General features: G+C 31.1%; 17 protein-coding genes. 10 read left to right on the top strand and 7 right to left on the bottom strand.

Annotation, left to right across the window (positions count from 1 at the left end):
* Window positions 1-6: 6 nt before the first annotated feature.
* Together C5F50_RS07250 and C5F50_RS07245 are read left to right on the top strand one after the other, a co-directional pair.
* The gene (locus C5F50_RS07250; protein WP_179370720.1) at window positions 7-609 is read left to right on the top strand and encodes a chemotaxis protein CheC; all 603 of its coding nucleotides are present in this window, start codon (window positions 7-9) and stop codon (window positions 607-609) included.
* A gap of 80 nt (window positions 610-689) precedes the next feature.
* The gene (locus C5F50_RS07245; protein ID WP_179370719.1) at window positions 690-977 is read left to right on the top strand and encodes a hypothetical protein; all 288 of its coding nucleotides are present in this window, start codon (window positions 690-692) and stop codon (window positions 975-977) included.
* A gap of 55 nt (window positions 978-1,032) precedes the next feature.
* Here the strand turns inward: C5F50_RS07245 and C5F50_RS07240 are convergent, their stop codons facing one another.
* Window positions 1,033-1,674, bottom strand: coding sequence for a hypothetical protein (locus C5F50_RS07240; protein ID WP_179370718.1), 642 nt, complete (start codon window positions 1,672-1,674; stop codon window positions 1,033-1,035).
* Between the two features lie 71 nt (window positions 1,675-1,745).
* On the opposite strand from C5F50_RS07240, the gene C5F50_RS07235 reads away from it, so the two are divergent.
* Window positions 1,746-2,180: a response regulator gene (locus C5F50_RS07235; protein WP_246281989.1), complete on the top strand. Its 435-nt coding sequence runs from the start codon at window positions 1,746-1,748 to the stop codon at window positions 2,178-2,180.
* Between the two features lie 36 nt (window positions 2,181-2,216).
* Here the strand turns inward: C5F50_RS07235 and C5F50_RS07230 are convergent, their stop codons facing one another.
* Window positions 2,217-3,665: a sensor histidine kinase gene (locus C5F50_RS07230; protein ID WP_246281988.1), complete on the bottom strand. Its 1,449-nt coding sequence runs from the start codon at window positions 3,663-3,665 to the stop codon at window positions 2,217-2,219.
* 113 nt (window positions 3,666-3,778) lie between these two features.
* Here C5F50_RS07230 and C5F50_RS07225 point away from each other — a divergent pair, with 113 nt between their 5' ends.
* From C5F50_RS07225 to C5F50_RS07210, 4 genes are all read left to right on the top strand, one after another.
* Complete coding sequence (locus C5F50_RS07225) at window positions 3,779-4,168, top strand: response regulator (protein ID WP_179370717.1); 390 nt, start codon at window positions 3,779-3,781, stop codon at window positions 4,166-4,168.
* A gap of 24 nt (window positions 4,169-4,192) precedes the next feature.
* Window positions 4,193-4,690 (top strand): response regulator, encoded by a 498-nt coding sequence (locus tag C5F50_RS07220; protein ID WP_179370716.1) that lies wholly within the window; start codon window positions 4,193-4,195, stop codon window positions 4,688-4,690.
* Between the two features lie 71 nt (window positions 4,691-4,761).
* Window positions 4,762-5,238 (top strand): universal stress protein, encoded by a 477-nt coding sequence (locus C5F50_RS07215; RefSeq protein WP_179370715.1) that lies wholly within the window; start codon window positions 4,762-4,764, stop codon window positions 5,236-5,238.
* A 124-nt stretch (window positions 5,239-5,362) separates the two neighbouring features.
* A complete protein-coding gene (locus tag C5F50_RS07210; RefSeq protein ID WP_179370714.1) occupies window positions 5,363-5,824 on the top strand; it encodes a hypothetical protein in 462 nt (153 codons plus the stop codon).
* Here C5F50_RS07210 and C5F50_RS07205 read toward each other — a convergent pair whose 3' ends face one another.
* A complete protein-coding gene (locus C5F50_RS07205; protein WP_246281987.1) occupies window positions 5,825-7,186 on the bottom strand; it encodes an NAD(P)/FAD-dependent oxidoreductase in 1,362 nt (453 codons plus the stop codon).
* Window positions 7,187-7,428: 242 nt separating this feature from the next.
* Here C5F50_RS07205 and C5F50_RS07200 point away from each other — a divergent pair, with 242 nt between their 5' ends.
* A complete protein-coding gene (locus C5F50_RS07200; RefSeq protein WP_179370712.1) occupies window positions 7,429-7,770 on the top strand; it encodes a KH domain-containing protein in 342 nt (113 codons plus the stop codon).
* Between the two features lie 61 nt (window positions 7,771-7,831).
* Here C5F50_RS07200 and C5F50_RS07195 read toward each other — a convergent pair whose 3' ends face one another.
* The 3 genes from C5F50_RS07195 to C5F50_RS07190 form a co-directional block, all read right to left on the bottom strand.
* Window positions 7,832-8,473: a hypothetical protein gene (locus C5F50_RS07195; protein WP_179370711.1), complete on the bottom strand. Its 642-nt coding sequence runs from the start codon at window positions 8,471-8,473 to the stop codon at window positions 7,832-7,834.
* A gap of 657 nt (window positions 8,474-9,130) precedes the next feature.
* The gene (locus C5F50_RS13060) at window positions 9,131-9,460 is read right to left on the bottom strand and encodes a transposase (protein WP_246281986.1); all 330 of its coding nucleotides are present in this window, start codon (window positions 9,458-9,460) and stop codon (window positions 9,131-9,133) included.
* Window positions 9,423-10,352, bottom strand: coding sequence for an RNA-guided endonuclease InsQ/TnpB family protein (locus tag C5F50_RS07190; protein ID WP_246281985.1), 930 nt, complete (start codon window positions 10,350-10,352; stop codon window positions 9,423-9,425). The genes C5F50_RS13060 and C5F50_RS07190 overlap by 38 nt, the downstream gene beginning before the upstream one ends.
* A gap of 514 nt (window positions 10,353-10,866) precedes the next feature.
* Here C5F50_RS07190 and C5F50_RS07185 point away from each other — a divergent pair.
* Together C5F50_RS07185 and C5F50_RS07180 are read left to right on the top strand one after the other, a co-directional pair.
* Window positions 10,867-13,014 (top strand): methyl-accepting chemotaxis protein, encoded by a 2,148-nt coding sequence (locus C5F50_RS07185; RefSeq protein WP_179370710.1) that lies wholly within the window; start codon window positions 10,867-10,869, stop codon window positions 13,012-13,014.
* A 1,251-nt stretch (window positions 13,015-14,265) separates the two neighbouring features.
* Complete coding sequence (locus tag C5F50_RS07180; protein ID WP_179370709.1) at window positions 14,266-14,667, top strand: hypothetical protein; 402 nt, start codon at window positions 14,266-14,268, stop codon at window positions 14,665-14,667.
* A gap of 1,056 nt (window positions 14,668-15,723) precedes the next feature.
* Here the strand turns inward: C5F50_RS07180 and C5F50_RS07175 are convergent.
* The gene (locus C5F50_RS07175; protein ID WP_179370708.1) at window positions 15,724-16,827 is read right to left on the bottom strand and encodes a sensor histidine kinase; all 1,104 of its coding nucleotides are present in this window, start codon (window positions 16,825-16,827) and stop codon (window positions 15,724-15,726) included.
* Between the last annotated feature and the right edge of the window lie 58 nt (window positions 16,828-16,885).

Genomic DNA, 16,885 nt, shown 5'->3' with positions numbered 1-16,885 from the left:
GTTATCTTGCAAGTCAGTCAACTATCTCAAAGTGATTTACAAAAATTAGATAAAGTCATTAGTGCATTTATCAATAAAAAAATGGTTCCCTCTTTATCTGCGCTAACCAATGATGAAGTAAAGTTTTTGTCAATCAAAACTAGCGAACTGGGTTTAGATGAAATATCTACGATTGTTCCGCAAACAGAATTTCAAGAAAATGATGTTGGAGTATATATTACATGTGAGGGTGATATGAAGCTTGGAATTTTATTTCACTTGCCGTTAGGGGATGCAAAAAAATTGGCATCTATGTTACTTGGTTCTGAAGCAAACTCTGATCTGTCCTTAGAAGGAAAATCATCTTTAGCTGAAATTGGAAATATTCTGGCTGCATCTTTATTCAACGCAATTAATGAAAAGACAGGGTGTAAAATAATGTCATCTGTACCTGGATTGGCAATTGATACTGCTGAAGTCCTGTTAGAATCTCCTATTATTGAAACTGCCGTTTCAAATACGTTTATCCATATCTATGGAGAATTACATTGTACAGGTTCTCAACTAATAATCTCTGCTTCCATATTCCAAGATCCTGTTGAGGCAAAAAAAATCATAGGTTTGAATTAAAGGAACTAGCCTAAATACTTCCTAACAAAATGGAAAGCATGATTGTAAAAGATCTGATTTCTATAAATGATCGAAACTCAATGACTTCTCAAATTGTTATTGATTCCAATCGTCATTTAGTATTTGTATCTGATAAAATTTCTGGAATTCTTTCTGTCATATCTGGAAACAAAAGAAAAGTAATTGATTTGTTGGATGTCGGAGTGAGCGGAAAACTAAACATCGCAATGATGATGGATGAGAGAATTCCGCAGTATCCGACGATATCAAAACAAGGAGGTGATAAATTGATTGATCTTGGAATTGATGTTCACAAGAAAAAATGTATTGCGACAATCAAGGCAAATTCTACAACAGACGACATTTGACAATGTAATTCTATTTAAAATTTAGATTAAAATTTTACCCCTCTATTGCTTTATCCTAATTTTTTTTGTTGATGACTAAGAACGATGTTCCAATAATTCCTAATCCTAAAACAACTACTAAACCAATTGCAGAAGTATATACCAGTGGAGGTATTATTTTTAGTAAATAATCAAACTCTGTTTGATAAAGCGAACTTGTGGAAATTCCTATAAACATTAGAGACATTGTAATCATATTCCCAAATACATTGGTACCGCATAGGTGAATCCATGATAAAATATTACTAAATTTTGTAAATCTTTTATCCAAATTTATTTCAATGTAATTGTAGAATAATCCTATAGTTGCCAACCCTGCAGTCAATCCAATTTGTAGAATGTATCCAAAAAAGAAAATCCCTAACTTGTCTGTAAATGCAAATTCAAACATGTTTTCTACATTTCCATTAAAAACAAGAATTTGATTAAGGAAAAGAGCAATTGTTAATCCAGCTACAATTGCACCTTGTATCATTGCAGATATGATAAATCGTTTCCCGAATTTCCCTGCTTTGAATTCATCAGAAGTCTCAAGGAATTCACGTTTTGATATTTTTTTTTCTAAATTAACATAATCATTGAATTTTTCCAATAAATGAGCTTCTTCCTTAGAATCATATTCTAATCCATCATGATTATCGGAATTAAAAATTCTCATACTTATACTCATTGATCTTTTGATAATATGGTATAATGTGTGTCAATTGAACGAACTATTTAAAATTAAATATGCATACAAAACTTGTTTGGCTTGAACAAACAATATCTGATAAACAAGTAATAAAAATAAAAAACATGGGCAAAAGAATTTTGGTGGCAGAAGATAACAAATTTACTGCCATACAATATGCAAAATTACTTGAAAGCAAGGATCATTTGGTAGAAATAGCATCTGATGGTGATGAATGCATTCAGAAATATTCAAAATGTATTGCTGAAAATTCAAACGAGAACAAATTTGATGTTTTAATCCTAGATCATTCAATGCCAAAGAGAAGTGGTGCTGATATAGCAGCTGATATTTTATCTTTGAATCCTGATCAAAAAATCATTCTTGCATCTGCATATGCATTATCTACTGAAAAAAATTATTCAAAATTGAAAAATAAAATCTCATTTTTACAAAAACCTTTTCACCTTTCGAAAATTCTAGAATTGATATAAAATTATGTAATTGACAATTATAAATTCTTGCTGTTTTTAAATAGCTGTTTGCAACTTTGACGATTCATCTCTTTTTCTATTAATCTGAAATGTCACTAAAGGCAATGTGATCTCAAAAACAGGATGTTTATTCTGATTATATGCTGAAATTTCTCCATTGTGGGCATCTATTATTTTTTTTGAAATGTATAATCCTAGACCAACACTTGAAATATTGCCATTGCCATGTGTGACAAATTTTTTGAAAATTCTTGGCAAAATTTCTTTTGGGATTTCAGGACCTGAATCAGTACAGAAGATCTTTAGTGATTTTTCCTCTTTTAGTAAATGCGTATGAATTTTAATCTCCCCTGACTCTGTAAACTTAATACAATTATCTATGATATTTCTAAAAACTTGTTTGATTCGTGTCTTGTCTAGACTTAGTACAACATCAACATCTAGTTTTGTTTTAATTGGGACCTTTTTTTCGGGATTGAAATTTTCAGAATTAACTACTTCCTGTATAATGTCATTGATATTGCACTTTTCATGGTATAGCTCCAATTCATTATTTTCAATTTTTGTAAGATCTAACACATTGTTTGCTATGTTCTCTAAATTAAGAGCCACATTAGCAATACCTTCTAATGCTTCATGTTTAGATATTATCTCTGTTTTAGCCAGTTCGACAAAGCCAAAAATCGGTTGAATGGGGCCTTTTAATTCATGGGATGCTATTGAAATGAATTCTTTTCTTTTACTGTCTATTCTTCTTAATTTGTTATTGAGTTTTTGAAGATTTTTTGTTTGAGATTTAATCTCTAATTTCAGATTTGCACTTATCTGATTCAAAAAGAAAACTAGCATTGTGGTGACAATTCCTACAATTACTGTCATTGTCAATTGTAATATCTGAAAATTATTAATTATGTACTCTGTTGATAATTTAGAATAAATTGGAATTATTTGTAATATTTGCTTGATCTCTTCATTTTTTTCTAATAGTTCTAGATGTAAAGATTTTACAACGTTATACTCACGTATAAATTCTGATTGATTTCCTTCGTAAAAATATTTCAATAGTTCTGATGCACTGTTTTCATAAGTCAGATGTAGCTCATAATAGGAAAGAACTTTTTTTTGAAGTTCTAAAGATTTTTTTCCTGTGAGATATTCGTCGATTTTTTGGTTTTTCATGACAAAATCATTAAAATCCTGTAGATCTGTTTTTATCTCTGTATTGTATATCCAAAAACTGCCTCCCTCGACATATTTCTTTTCTGAACTCATTATTTCAAAAATTCTCATCTGTTTTTCATATTTTGATTTCATGCTCTCAAAATTTGATAATTTTTGAACATATTCATCATGATAATTAAAATTATGATTTATTTCCTCCATTGTTTTGACAGTAAAAACTATGACTATTCCTAGCAGCAAAATTATTATTGATATGCATACTGCAATTCTAAATTGCGAGTGACTTTTGATCTCTAACAACATTTTTTTTAAATTAAAACCAAATTGAATTACTGGTTGTCTGTATTAAACAGACACCTGTGTTTGTACAAAATTTTCAAACACTCTTTTTTGATGTAGATAGAAGTTATGTGAACATGACAAATGTCATTGTAATTGATGATGATTTTGACACCATGGAAGTCTTTTCAGAATTTCTTATGTTACGAGGTATTGAAGTAATAGGTAAGGGGGAAAATGGTTTGGAAGGTGTAATATTATATGAGGAAAAGCATCCCGATATTGTATTTTCAGATATGTGGATGCCTGAGTATGATGGTTTTTATCTCTTAAGCACACTGAAAAATGCATATCCTGATTCAAAGGTGATTATGGTTACCGCAGATCTGACTCAAGAAACAAATAGAAAACTAAAAGAATTAAATGCAGATGGAGTGATTTTCAAGCCTTTTAAAATTGAGCATATTATGGGGGCAATAAACAAGGTTTCAAATAATGATAAACAAATTGTTTCTTGTAGATTATAAATAATACTATGGTGAGTGGTTATCATGGAAATTTTGATTGTTGAGGATGAGGTTGATTTACTTGAAGAATATAAGATTTTTCTTGAATCTCACAATCACGTTGTAACTCTGAAAGAAGATGGGGAGTCTGCTCTTAAAACATATTTCTCAAAACTGGATTCAGAACCTAATTCAATTCCTTTTGATCTAGTTGTTTTGGATTATCAATTGTCTAGAAAAAATGGAATGCAAGTTGCAAGTTCAATTTTATCAAAGTGTCCTAAACAAAGAATTTTGTTTGCATCGGCATATGTTGAAGACACATTAAAAGAATCTATAAAGACGCTAAAACAGATTGTGGAGCTTTTACAAAAACCATTCAGTCTTAAAACATTATTGGATATTATTGAAGACACTTCTGTCTATGATGAATTAGGAAAACTTAATGTTGATATTAAAAATCTCAAAGATCTAGAGCCTACCCATTCACAAATTACCACATATTTAGATATAATGAAAAAACTTCATGATAAATATAAATAATTTCATCTCGTCTTTATTTTGTTTAAACTAACCACACACCATTCTTTAAAATTTGATTAATATCTTTGTTTATGCAGATACGGCCTAAATTTCAAAAAAAATCACCTGCACCAATTTTTAGAAATATTTTGATTCCTTTTGATAATTCGAATCTTTCTTCTAGATCTTTTTGGCATGCACTCAATTTAAACATGAATCACAAAACTGAGATTCTAATTCTTTCAGTTTTTCAAAGTGATCTTTTATCAAGATCATTTTTAGATTATAATACTCATCAGACAATACTGGAGCAGAAAAAACTAAATCAAATTAAACTAAGACACAATGAATTAAAAAAAATTGCAGCAAAATATGAGATTCCATGTCGATCTTTTTTGGCAATTTCTTCCTCTATTGCAGAATCTGTGATCTCTTACATTTATTCTACAAAGGCAGATTTGGTTATAATGGGAACAAGAGGAAACGGAACAGATCGAAAACTGATGCTTGGAAGCGTTTCACTTGAGGTCTCTCAAAACTCTCCAGTTCCAGTGTTGTTAGTAAAGTAGCATGCTGAGATAAATTTTTCATGTTTGATATTACTCTATTCTGAAATCTATTAAAAAATTAAATTATGTTTGTCTAAACACGACACACATATGGTAATAATTGGTTTAATTAAAAATGATTTGTTTGTATGAGAAATTAGTAAAAAATTCAGCCGAATCAACAGTTGATGAACTGTTAAAAGACCGTCTATTCCATGAATTTGAAAACTCAGTTAATAGCGCACCTATACATGATCCTAAAAAACCAGTACTTGGCTCTATTGAAAAAATCCTACATAACACTGTTCAAAATGCAATTAACAATGTCGTTTCTTATGTGAGTTGTAATGATCCCTCATTATCAACTCCAGGGACTGTTACAAAGGTTATGTCATCAATTCAAAAGTTTTTTCAGGATTCTGATTTTGGAACATTTGAATACCTGCAAAAAACTGGGAGGGCTCTCATTAGAATTGAGCATTCTCAAGGATTTATTGGAACCGAATTTTTAAAAAAATTTTTCGAAAAAATATTTAAAGTCTGTTTAAAAGACTACTCGTTTTATGTTATTTCAACTGAAAGTTATGTCTGTGTAATGTTTAGGTAATCATCCCAAATTTGACGATAACTGTTGTTTTATAGATGGAACATTATCTGTGATATGTATGAAATGAATCTTTTTCTTTTTAATGGTACCAATCAATGTTATGTCTCGTGTTAAAAGAAAGTCTGTTGCCCAATCCACAGATATTTTTAATTTTTTTCCTAACGTGGGAATTTTTGCCAAGTAATATGCCCTCCAAATTAGCCACGCAGTAATTCCGATAATGCTGTAGCCTCTAATGGTAGCTATCCCCGTTCTGTTTCCAATTATGGCCATTACTCCAATACTGTGAAAAGAGAATTTTTTCAATTTTTTTTCATTTTTAAATAATGCTTTCAGATTTTCTACTATCAGTTTTCCTTCTCTGATTGCATGTTGTGCAGTTGATGGATAGAAACTATCTAAATTTGAATCCTTTATCAATGCACAATCTCCCAAAACAAAGACATTTTCTCGGTTTTTCATTCTCAATATTTCATCAACTACAATTCTACCGCTCTCTCCGTGCTCACATTTTAATTCCGAAACGACATTATTCATAGTGATTCCTCCAGTCCAAATCAATGTAGCACAAGGCAATTTTTCTCCATTATTTAGCATAACAAATTCCTCGCCTGCATCATCTGCTCTAGTATTTTTCAATATGTTTATCCCTGCTTTTTCCATGGATTCCCACGCCTTTTTTGACAATTCTTCATTAATTTCAGGTAGAATTCGTTCTTTTGATGAAATCAAAACTATGTTAATATTTTTTGGATTAATACTTGGATAGAATTTTGAAATTGAATGTCTGACAAAATGATTAATCTCACTAATCGTTTCAACTCCTGCAAATCCTCCTCCGACTACAACAAACGTCAATAACATTTTCTGCAATTCATAATTTCCTGTCTGTGCAGCATGTTCTAGCATTAAGATGATGTGATTTTTGACTGCAATTGCATCTTCAATGCTTTTCATAGAAAAGGAGTGTTTTTCCAAATTATGATTTTTAAAATAATTGGTGTTTCCTCCTAATGCTAATACCAAATAATCGTATTCTAATGCACGCATTTTATTATCAAATGATCTTTGAATGGTAACTAGTTGCTGATCCAAATCAATTGACTCTATAATAGCTTGTAAAAATTTTGCTTTTTTGCAAAAATATCGTATAGGTGTAGATATGTTGCTAGGATGCAATAACCCTGAAATCACTTGAGGCAGCATTGGAGTGAACAAAAAATAATTTTCATCAGAAACTATTGTAATTTCAACTTTGCTCTTTTTGAAATTTTTTTCAATTTCACGTAATACTGTTATTCCTCCAAACCCTCCTCCTAAAATTAAAATTTTTTTGATAGATGTCGAATTACTTTTATGCACAGTTAAGTAATGAGAATAATAATTTGATTCTGAAGAAAACACGTGATTGCAATTGTTGCAATTGATTGTGGACATATATAATTAAAAAAGAACCTGCTAAAAATTACCTGTATGTTTAATTTATACAAAAATCCTGTATTGTAAGAAATTTATGATTGTAAAAGATGTTTAAATAAAATAAACAAACTGTTTGTTATACCTTAGGTTTGAATTAGCATATTGTGGAAACCAAATTTTTGATCATGGCTGTTGTTCTTGGATTTTTTTTGATTTTAACTCCTACCACATCTTCAATTGATGCAACACATAATTCAAATAACAATAAAGAAGCAAGGAAACAATCTGAAGCCACGTCTAAAGAAATAAACACACAAAAAATTGAAAGAAAAAATAAAATCGAACTCGCTTTTAAAAATTATAGGGAAGCATTTACTTCTTGGAAAATAATTAAAGATACTTGGAAAATTGTTAAAAATTCTGGTGATGCAGAAAAGATTTTACAGACAAAAAATCTCTTAGATAAAGCAATAAATGTCAAGACTACTACATGGAATGAATATTTAGTTGCTAGGAATTCAAAATAATTGATTAATTATTATGATTTCATCGTTATTAATCGAGTAATTTTTTAATTTTCTAAATATTTCATGACTTTAAAAAAATTTTTCTGGTTATGCTCAAAAATACTGAAACCTCAATTATTTCAATCAATACTACTTGCCAAAAATACATCACCCACCCTCCCATCAAATTATCAGTAATGGCCAATATCGCTGAAAAAATTTCAAAGTTTTGTATTATCAGGAGAGGCAATGCAATAACAACTTCTACTTGTTGTTTGAGGGGGATTTGGGAAGAAATCTGTTTGATACCTTCGTAATTTAAACTCGACTCTGTAATGCCCTGCCTGTGAAATTCTGTGATTATCTGTTCTTTTAAAATGTAATATTCATTATTTCCCATATGTATGCTAAATACTGTTAAAATTCCTATTGATAGAAACAATGCAGTTTGAATATACATGAACCATTTTCTCTTCCCTTTATGATTTTTGATAATTTGCCTGATGAACATTTTTCCGAATCTTCCAAGTTTTTCTTTTTTTGACAAGAATAACATCATTCCTAGTACGATGGAAATCAACCCTAGAGAACCTAAAAGTTCTTCTTCAAAAATTATTTTGGATATGATTCTAAGTGGAATTAAAATGGCAATTAGGGATAAAGAGACAATTAAAAATTCAATAAATGGTGATGCCCCATGATAATTTTTTTTAAATAGGGCCATGTTTTGAAATCATTCTTGATTTTTCTATTTCTTTGCTTTTTGTGGTTTTGAGTGCGCCTTTAACATGTGTCTTAAAGTCCTTTCAGATTCTAAAAATTCCATTTTACATATTTTACATATTGTGCTTAGATTTTGAGATTTTCTACTAAATATATTCATAAAAAAATAATACTTTTTTTTGATATAACCAACAGTGTGATCAAAACGTACAATTAGATGATCAAAAAAATCATCTTCTGAAAATCAGTCAGCTTAAAAAAACAGACAAATATTTATCTCATAATAACCCGAGTAAACAAGTCTGAAAAAAGATAAACGTTTGCAAGAACATATTGTTTTGACAACGTTATTGTAAAAATTGAAGGTGGCGATGTTACAGAAATCATGCCTCCATCTTGTTTCTACCATGTCTTTTCGCAATGTTTCTACCATGCTAAAATTATTATTTTAACGGGAAACGTGACGAATTCATTATACAAGAAATCGGGACATATGATATACTCAAAGTAATTGAAAAACCTTTTTTGGTCAAGCAATCATTAGCAATGTTAAAATCAATTAAGCAGTCATAAATCTCTCATAATACTAAGTGTGACTATGAGTCAAATGTTTCCAAATAATAAAGATCTCATCTAGCTTCAATTACACAATTGTGAACTACCCAACCCTAAAGGGTTTGGGCTTCTCTTTTGAGAAGGCAGTAATGACTGCTACTTCCTGCTTCATCGACCTCTTTGAGATCTTCACAGGCGTTAATTCCCGCAGTTCCTGCGGTAGTGTATTGTGATTGAATATGTTCAATCCTTTTTGCAAGATGTTGATGCTTGCATTGTAATCTCTGTCCATTGCCAAATTGCATTTGTCACATCGGTGTATTCTAACTGCCAAACTTTTTGAAACCTTGTTTCCGCATCTTGAGCAGTCTATTGTAGTGTTTCTTGAAGGTACCTCAACTAGCATCTTGCACTTGTATTCCAGTTTTTGCAAAAATGTCCCCCAGCTTGAATCCATTATACTTTTTGCCAATTTGTGGTTTTTTACCATGTTTGGAATTCTCAAGTTTTTCCACAAATACGACATCATTGTTTTTTGCATACTGTGTTGAAAGCTTGTGCTGAAAGTCTTTTCTTCTGTTTGCTATTTTTTCGTGTATCTTTTGCATGTGCAGTATTGCTTTTAGTCTGTTGTTACTGCCTTTTTTTCGTCTTGATACTTTTCTCTGAATTCTGGCAAGCGGCTTTAGCATCTTTTTGAGGTTTAGTGGATTTGGTGTTTGATATCCGTCTGAATCGTATGCAAATGATTTTATGCCGACATCGATTCCAACTGGCTTTGAAAATGAGATTTTTGGGATGATGCTGATCAGCGGTTCTGAAATATCGACAGTCGCACACACAAACCATTTCCCTGATGGTGTCTTTGTAACTATAACTTGTTTTATGTTTGCATCATCTGGAATTTCCCTGTGTTTTCTAATTTCTATATGTCCAATCTTTGAGAGATATAGCAATGTCTTGTCTCCATTAGTTTCTATTTTGAATCCTGACTGGTTGTATGTGAAAGTCCTATATTCTCCGTATCTTGCAAATCTCAATTGTCCTGTCTTGTTACCTTTCTTTGATAGTTCAATTAGCGATTTTTCTGCTGATTCGAGTTGTGTCGATACCATTTGAAGCATCTTGCTGTGATAGTTGTACAGCCATGATTCTGATTGCTTTAGTTCTGTCAAAATATAGTTCATGTCGTTTCTGGTGAGAAAATTATTTTTAGCTTGTTCTACAAATTTGTTGTATACCCACTTGCAGACATTAAGGTTGTTGTTCAGTTTGTATTCTTGAGAATCACTTGGATATAGTCTGAACTTGTAGTTTCGTTGCAATACAGGCCATTTTCACATCACATATTGTTTAAAGACGATGTTGGAATTGTTGTTAATCATGGCTCGCTCTCATCCCAACCCTAAAGGGTACCGGGTTTTCCCGCTCGCATCTCATAAAAAAATAGGTCAAATGAGTTTTTTCCAGCACCATATGTGTACCCAGTGGCCTCTAAAAAGAGTGCTCTGTCTTAACCCTAGATCCATATCTTTTTGACAAAAATAACAGATCTGATGCATTTCGGATTTACTCAATTCTTTGGGTTGTGTTTTAAAAAAAATCATATTCCCACTCTTTTCTTAGATTATATTTTTGTTCAAACTGAATCATACTCAATTTACAAAAATCATTTTTTGATAAAATACATTTGTATGTTCAATTTTACTAAACAGAATTATATGTGAAAAATTTTGGGATAAAAAAATTATCATAATACTAGAACAAAAGATATGATATTATTGTTTTGTTAAAATTGAACAAACAAGTAATTTAATGCAATTATATAATTTTTATCTCGTGTCTCAAATTTCCAAATCTGAAGATGGTACTGAAAAGAAAAAAGATTTTTTCAAACAAGTTGTAGACCACATATCATCTATTGGTAACGAGATTAATGATGCCTTAAAATCAACTAAAGTAATTAACAGGAGAACACACATGCTTTCCACTACTGCAAAAATCGAGGCAAATCGTACAGGTGATGTTGGAAGGAATTTTTTAATCGTATCAAACTCCATTGAGGAATTAGGCACTAAAACAGACAATGCAGTCGATAAAATGAAAAAAGAAACACTTCAAGAAATAGAGGCATTATCGGCAGTAATTGAGAATAAATCAATCAGCATACAAGGAAATCGACTTGCAAATCTTGCCTTGACAAACATTAGGCTTATTGACAGAAATTTGTTTGAAAGATCAGCTGATATCCGTTGGTGGGCAACTGACGATATTTTGGTAAAATCTCTTGTTGAGAACAGTGTTGACGGATTCCAGAATGCAGAAAGCAGGCTAGGTATTATTCTAAAATCATACACTGTTTATTATGATCTGATATTATGTGATGTTGAAGGTAATTGCAAGGCATCTGGTGCAGGAAAATTTGGCCTTTCAGGAAGAAACTTCTCAGATAAGACATGGTTTAGAAAAGCCATGGATACTGTCAATGGGGCCGAATACGGATTCCAAACAGTCCATCATTCGCCTAGAATAAATGATGATTATACTATTGTCTACTCTTGCAAGATTCATGAAGACGGTGATCCTGAAAAAAAAGTTATTGGAGTTTTAGGTGCAGTGTTCAAATGGAGAGATCTTGCCCAGAGAATTGTTAATGAAACTCCTTTGTCTGATGAAGAAAAATCAAAAAGCAGAGTGTTACTATGTGATGAATCAGGAAATGTTTTAGCAGATACAAAAGAAAAAATTCTTCAGAATAGTATAAATTTTCATGGTAAAAACGAATTATTCCAAAAAGAAAAAGGATTTTCTGTAGTAGATAAAAATGAAAAAACTCAGTTGATTTGTCATGCATTATCCACAGGATTTGAAGGATACAAATCTAAAGACTGGCATTCATTAATCATTCAAGATATTGACGTTGGTTGTCACAATCAAAATTTATCAAATGATAATGATGAATCATTAGATTCAGTCATAGAATTTATTTCAAAATTATCCGAGGAAACACAAAAGGCAATTGAGGAAATTAACAAAATTAATGATGAAACACAGGTATTATCCCTTAATGCGGCAATAGAGGCCGCTCGTGTAGGTGATGCAGGAAGAGGGTTTGGGGTGATATCAGGATTTATGGGAGATTTATCCAGAATGACTGCAAAAATTACGACAGATATGGATTCAAACATACAGAAAAAAATCAAAGAGTTAAACTCTCTCATCTCATCAAATTCCAGACAAATTAAAGGGGATAGGTTGGCCAATCTTTCTTTTACTAATATAGATTTGATAGATAGAGTACTGTATGAAAGGACAGCTGATGTCCGTTGGTGGGCAACTGAAAATAGCATAATGAAGGCTCTGAGTCTGAAAACACAAGAGAATAAGGATTTTCTTTCAGCCCGACTTAGGACCATTCTTCAGTATTATACAGTATATGAAGATCTAATCGTTTGTGATATGAATGGAAATGTTTTGGCAAATGGTCACTCATCAGACAACATTGGAGAAACTAATATGGAAAGTACCTTATGGTTTCAAAATGCATTGAAAACTCGCAATGGTGAGGATTATGGATTTGACATAATTCAAGAAAATAAAGAAAATGGCAAATCAACAAGTTTGGTATTCTCATGTAAAGTACATAGAAACGGTGATATTTCACGGGATGCAATAGGTATTCTTGGAATTGTATTCAAATGGGAGCAATTTGTTAGAGGCATATTCAACGAGACTCCTCTTAATGGAACAGAAATTGATTCTAGCAGTCTATTCATATTAGATTCTAATGGTAGTAAATTAGCTGAAAATAACAAACATGGCGACAGCATCTCTCAAGAAAATGTAATGCCTTTACTAAAAGAAAAGAAAAACTTTCAAACAATTACCGTATCGGATTCAAAAATGTTGTCAGGACATGCCCAATCTGTTGGCTATGAAGGATTTTCCACAGGTTGGCATGCACTAATTATTCAATCACAAAAATAGCCAATACAATTTTGTCTATTTCAAACATCCTATTTGATAACTGTTACAAAAATTGACAAAAATCAAACTAGAAGAATGTTAATGGTAAAAACAAATCTTTTGTTATCTTTACTTGAAAATAAAACTGACAGAATAATTTTATCTTTATTGAAAAAACACTCTTACCCAAAAGAGGATTTTGATTCAAAAAACAATTCTTTCAAATACACCTCTAAACAAACAATTAAGAAAACTTGAGAACTGGAATTTAATTGAAAACAATAACATATTTTTCTTCAAGTACTAAAGGGAAAACCCCTGTTCAAAAAATCTCTCCGTTTGAATTTCTCTTCAAACACAATATCTTTTTTCAAAGCATCACTTTAGAGAAACACCTTTGTCATCTGTAATGAGTATTTTGTAAAGTGGTGTCATGGTTTTTTTAGTTGCAAATGGGATTTCCGCTGAGCCTTTCTCATGATTATGAAATTATTGAAACTTTTAATGCTGCAAAGTGAGCAATATGTTTACTAAAAATTAAACCAATACTCAAGGATGATTGCTTGCAGAATTTTCTCTAGTCCTTTGTTTATTACCCTGATTTGTTTGTCTCATTTTGTTTGCCATGTAAATAGTCAATACCATAATTTTAGAATAAAGCCAAAATATAAGAAATAAAGTATGTTCAAAAAAAAAACACAACATTTCCAGTTGTTGTAAAAAAAGATTCATGTATTTACTATCTCTTAATAAACAAATTATGCCAAAATTTTGCGCCTAAATTGGATAAGATGTTGGCGGTTTTCAAAAACTAAAATTATTTTCTATGTGTTTGAAATAATCACAACTGGAAAAAAGACTCCTTGATCTTAGTCACAAAGGTCATGGGTTCAAATTGAATTGTGTCTATCAGATAACACTATCAGATTCCACATATTTTTTAATCAAATATAACAGAAGAAAGAAATTACCTTTATCAAGACAAAGCCATCGACTGCAAACATCAGGCAATTCTTGTCATAGGAGAGGTGAATTAGCATATGGCGAAGCAGCAGTTTGAAGAAGGCCTCTTGGACAGACTTGACACGATGGCAAAAGTAATACTGCAATCCTGATGAGAATGTCTCCAAACATACTATTGAGACGTTTCTTTGAAAAAGAGTTTCTATATGTTCTCTAGTTTAGTGTTATTATCTTGATTCTAAATTTTTTTACCAGATGTTCATTTTAAACAAACAATACCATTTAGACAATTTACAGTATAACTATTAGTTGAATAAATCCAGTGCAGAAAAAATAATTCCAATAATGGTAGTCAATATTATGTTGATTACATTACTGATATCAAATGCAAATGCTGATCATCAAAAAGAATTTTTCCAAGATGCTATAAGAAATCCTACAACAGATAATGCCGGAGCAATCTTTTCGGATACAATACCTAATGAATTAGAAAAAGTCATTGAAACATCCGTAAATGGAATGGATGTTCATACAGATTCAGAAGATTTAGCAGATGATGTATTGTTTGGTATTTTTGATACTGTCGAAAATCAAATTTTTGGAGATAACATAACTAGGGTATCTGAAAAATTTGGTGATAGAATTTTTCAGCTAGTAACTAATATTATTTCAAAAGCAATTGAGGCAAGTCTAGACATATTTAATCCCTGATTCTATTTTCAATATAATTAGAACATTTTTGCGTAATCATAATACGGATTACAAAGTATCATAGGAAGGTTTTGCAATATTGTTAATGGATTTCAAAATTTGTTCTAGTTATCTAAGATGAGGGTTTTTCTAATACTTTGATTACATTGAATGGTTTAATTTTCTGTTTAATGATTTCATCATAATTTCCAGTCAGTATCTCACTTTTCCATCTAGGCTAAATCTAGTTTTGAGGGATTTTCTATACCAAACTATTAGGGAATTTATGGAACTAGAACATATCAAGAGAATTGGCCCTTATCCTTCATACAGTTGAACTGCCTCCAACCCTTATGACAAGATCCTACGACATTAAATTCCTTGAGTTTAAGATATTCGGAGATATCTTCTAAAAGTTCATCATTGTGATCCACAATCATACATAGCCAGGCATTTGTATTTGATCAATGCTAAAATTTCATAATATGTAACTAGATGTCATTTTCTTGACATACACTTCATAAAATCATAGCGTCCTAAATCATATGGGTATCAGATAAAACAATCACACATAGGAAAAATGGCAGATGATGTGGACTGAAAGTTTTGTGGATTCATTGATGATAATTTTAAATTAAGTAGATTGATTAAACTTCAATATGATGGAGTAATGGATGAAAAATAATCTCTTACCTTAATCGCGTAGAGAATTCATGGAAAATAAAATTATTACTTAAAGAATTAAAATCAAAACATAAAGTTTACAACAAATAACATATGCAAAATTATTCATAATCCAACTACAAATTACAACATTTTACAATTTAAAATTTAAAAAATGATTTTGTTGGAAAATCATGATATAACTAATGTTCTCCTGATTGCTGATGTAAAAAAAGATTGTATCAAAATTTAAAAATAGAACATTAGTAATTCCCAGAATCTTACGTAATCTCTATAATGATTATGAAAAAAGGTTCGCCAAAAATTTCTAGTAATTTACTCAGTGAATTCTTGTATAATCTCTCTAAGGATGTTATTATGATAAATTTTGAACGATCCGTTCAGATGTCTTTACTATTTTGATGAAATTATCTGATTTTTTGGCAATTCAATCATAAAAATTGTTGGGGGTGAAGTTACTGAAATACTGCCTCTATGTGCCTCAATAATTGACTTGACACTGGCCAACCCAAGACCGGTTCCCTGCTGTTTTGTTGTAAAGAGAGGCTCAAAAATGTCATCAACCTTATCTTTAGGAATTCCAGAACCTGAATCCTCTATTTCGATAATTATTGAATCGTTTTTTTCATTAATGCTTAATGACACCATTCCTTTGCCTTCAATGGCTTGAATTGAATTCAAAATTAGATTATCCAGAGCTATTACAAGTTGTTTTTTATCACAGATTAATTCAACATCGTTTTTTGGAAGTATTAATTTTATGTTTTTTGGTATGTTTAGAGTGTCTAGAGATTCACTTATTATCTCAGTCATCTTAGTTTTATCTAATGTGAGAGGTCGCTCTCTTACAAAATCTAAAACTTCATCAACCTGATGAGTGATTCTATCGATTGAACGTTCAATCTTATCAAATAATTTTTGTTTTATGTCATCTACCTCATACATCTCTTTTAGATTTTCAAGACTCATACTAATGATGGACAGAGGATTTCTCAGGTCATGAGCCATTCTTGATGCAAGGTGACCAATGGCGATGAATTTTTCTTCTTTGAGTTGTTTCTCCAATATGGCAAGACGTCGTTCTAATTCAATTATCTCTTTTACTGGTCTTGATACAATTGGAGAGTCTGATTCTTTTTTGCAGTGTTTGACAAATTCTTCAAGACCGCCTGTCAGAATCTTTCTTTGTTGAATATATTTTTCGCTGTCCAAAAGATCGATTGCATACTTGGGTTTAGAGTCATTTACAAAATCAATTACAGCATGCTCCATTTTGACCAGTTTCTGGTTTGTCGCATACATCTTAGAAAAAAAGTCCTTGTTTGCAGCACCCTCTTTTTTTATTGCATCTTTTAGTAACCTGTCAGATATTGGCTCTGTTTCTCTGTATATTTTCTCCCATTTCTTATCAGAAGTAAATGCATAGTTTCTAGCTGATTGTGCCAAGACTTCATCATAATACTGTATCACCTCCACACGATAGGAACTATTGCTCATATTCTGCAAAATGGTTAAGATATAACGGTAATATTATAATTCTGTTTTGTATCAAATG

It is taken from the genome of Nitrosopumilus ureiphilus, from assembly GCF_013407185.1.
In the GTDB taxonomy this organism is placed as follows: domain Archaea; phylum Thermoproteota; class Nitrososphaeria; order Nitrososphaerales; family Nitrosopumilaceae; genus Nitrosopumilus; species Nitrosopumilus ureiphilus.
This window is presented reverse-complemented; position numbering and strand designations above follow the sequence as displayed.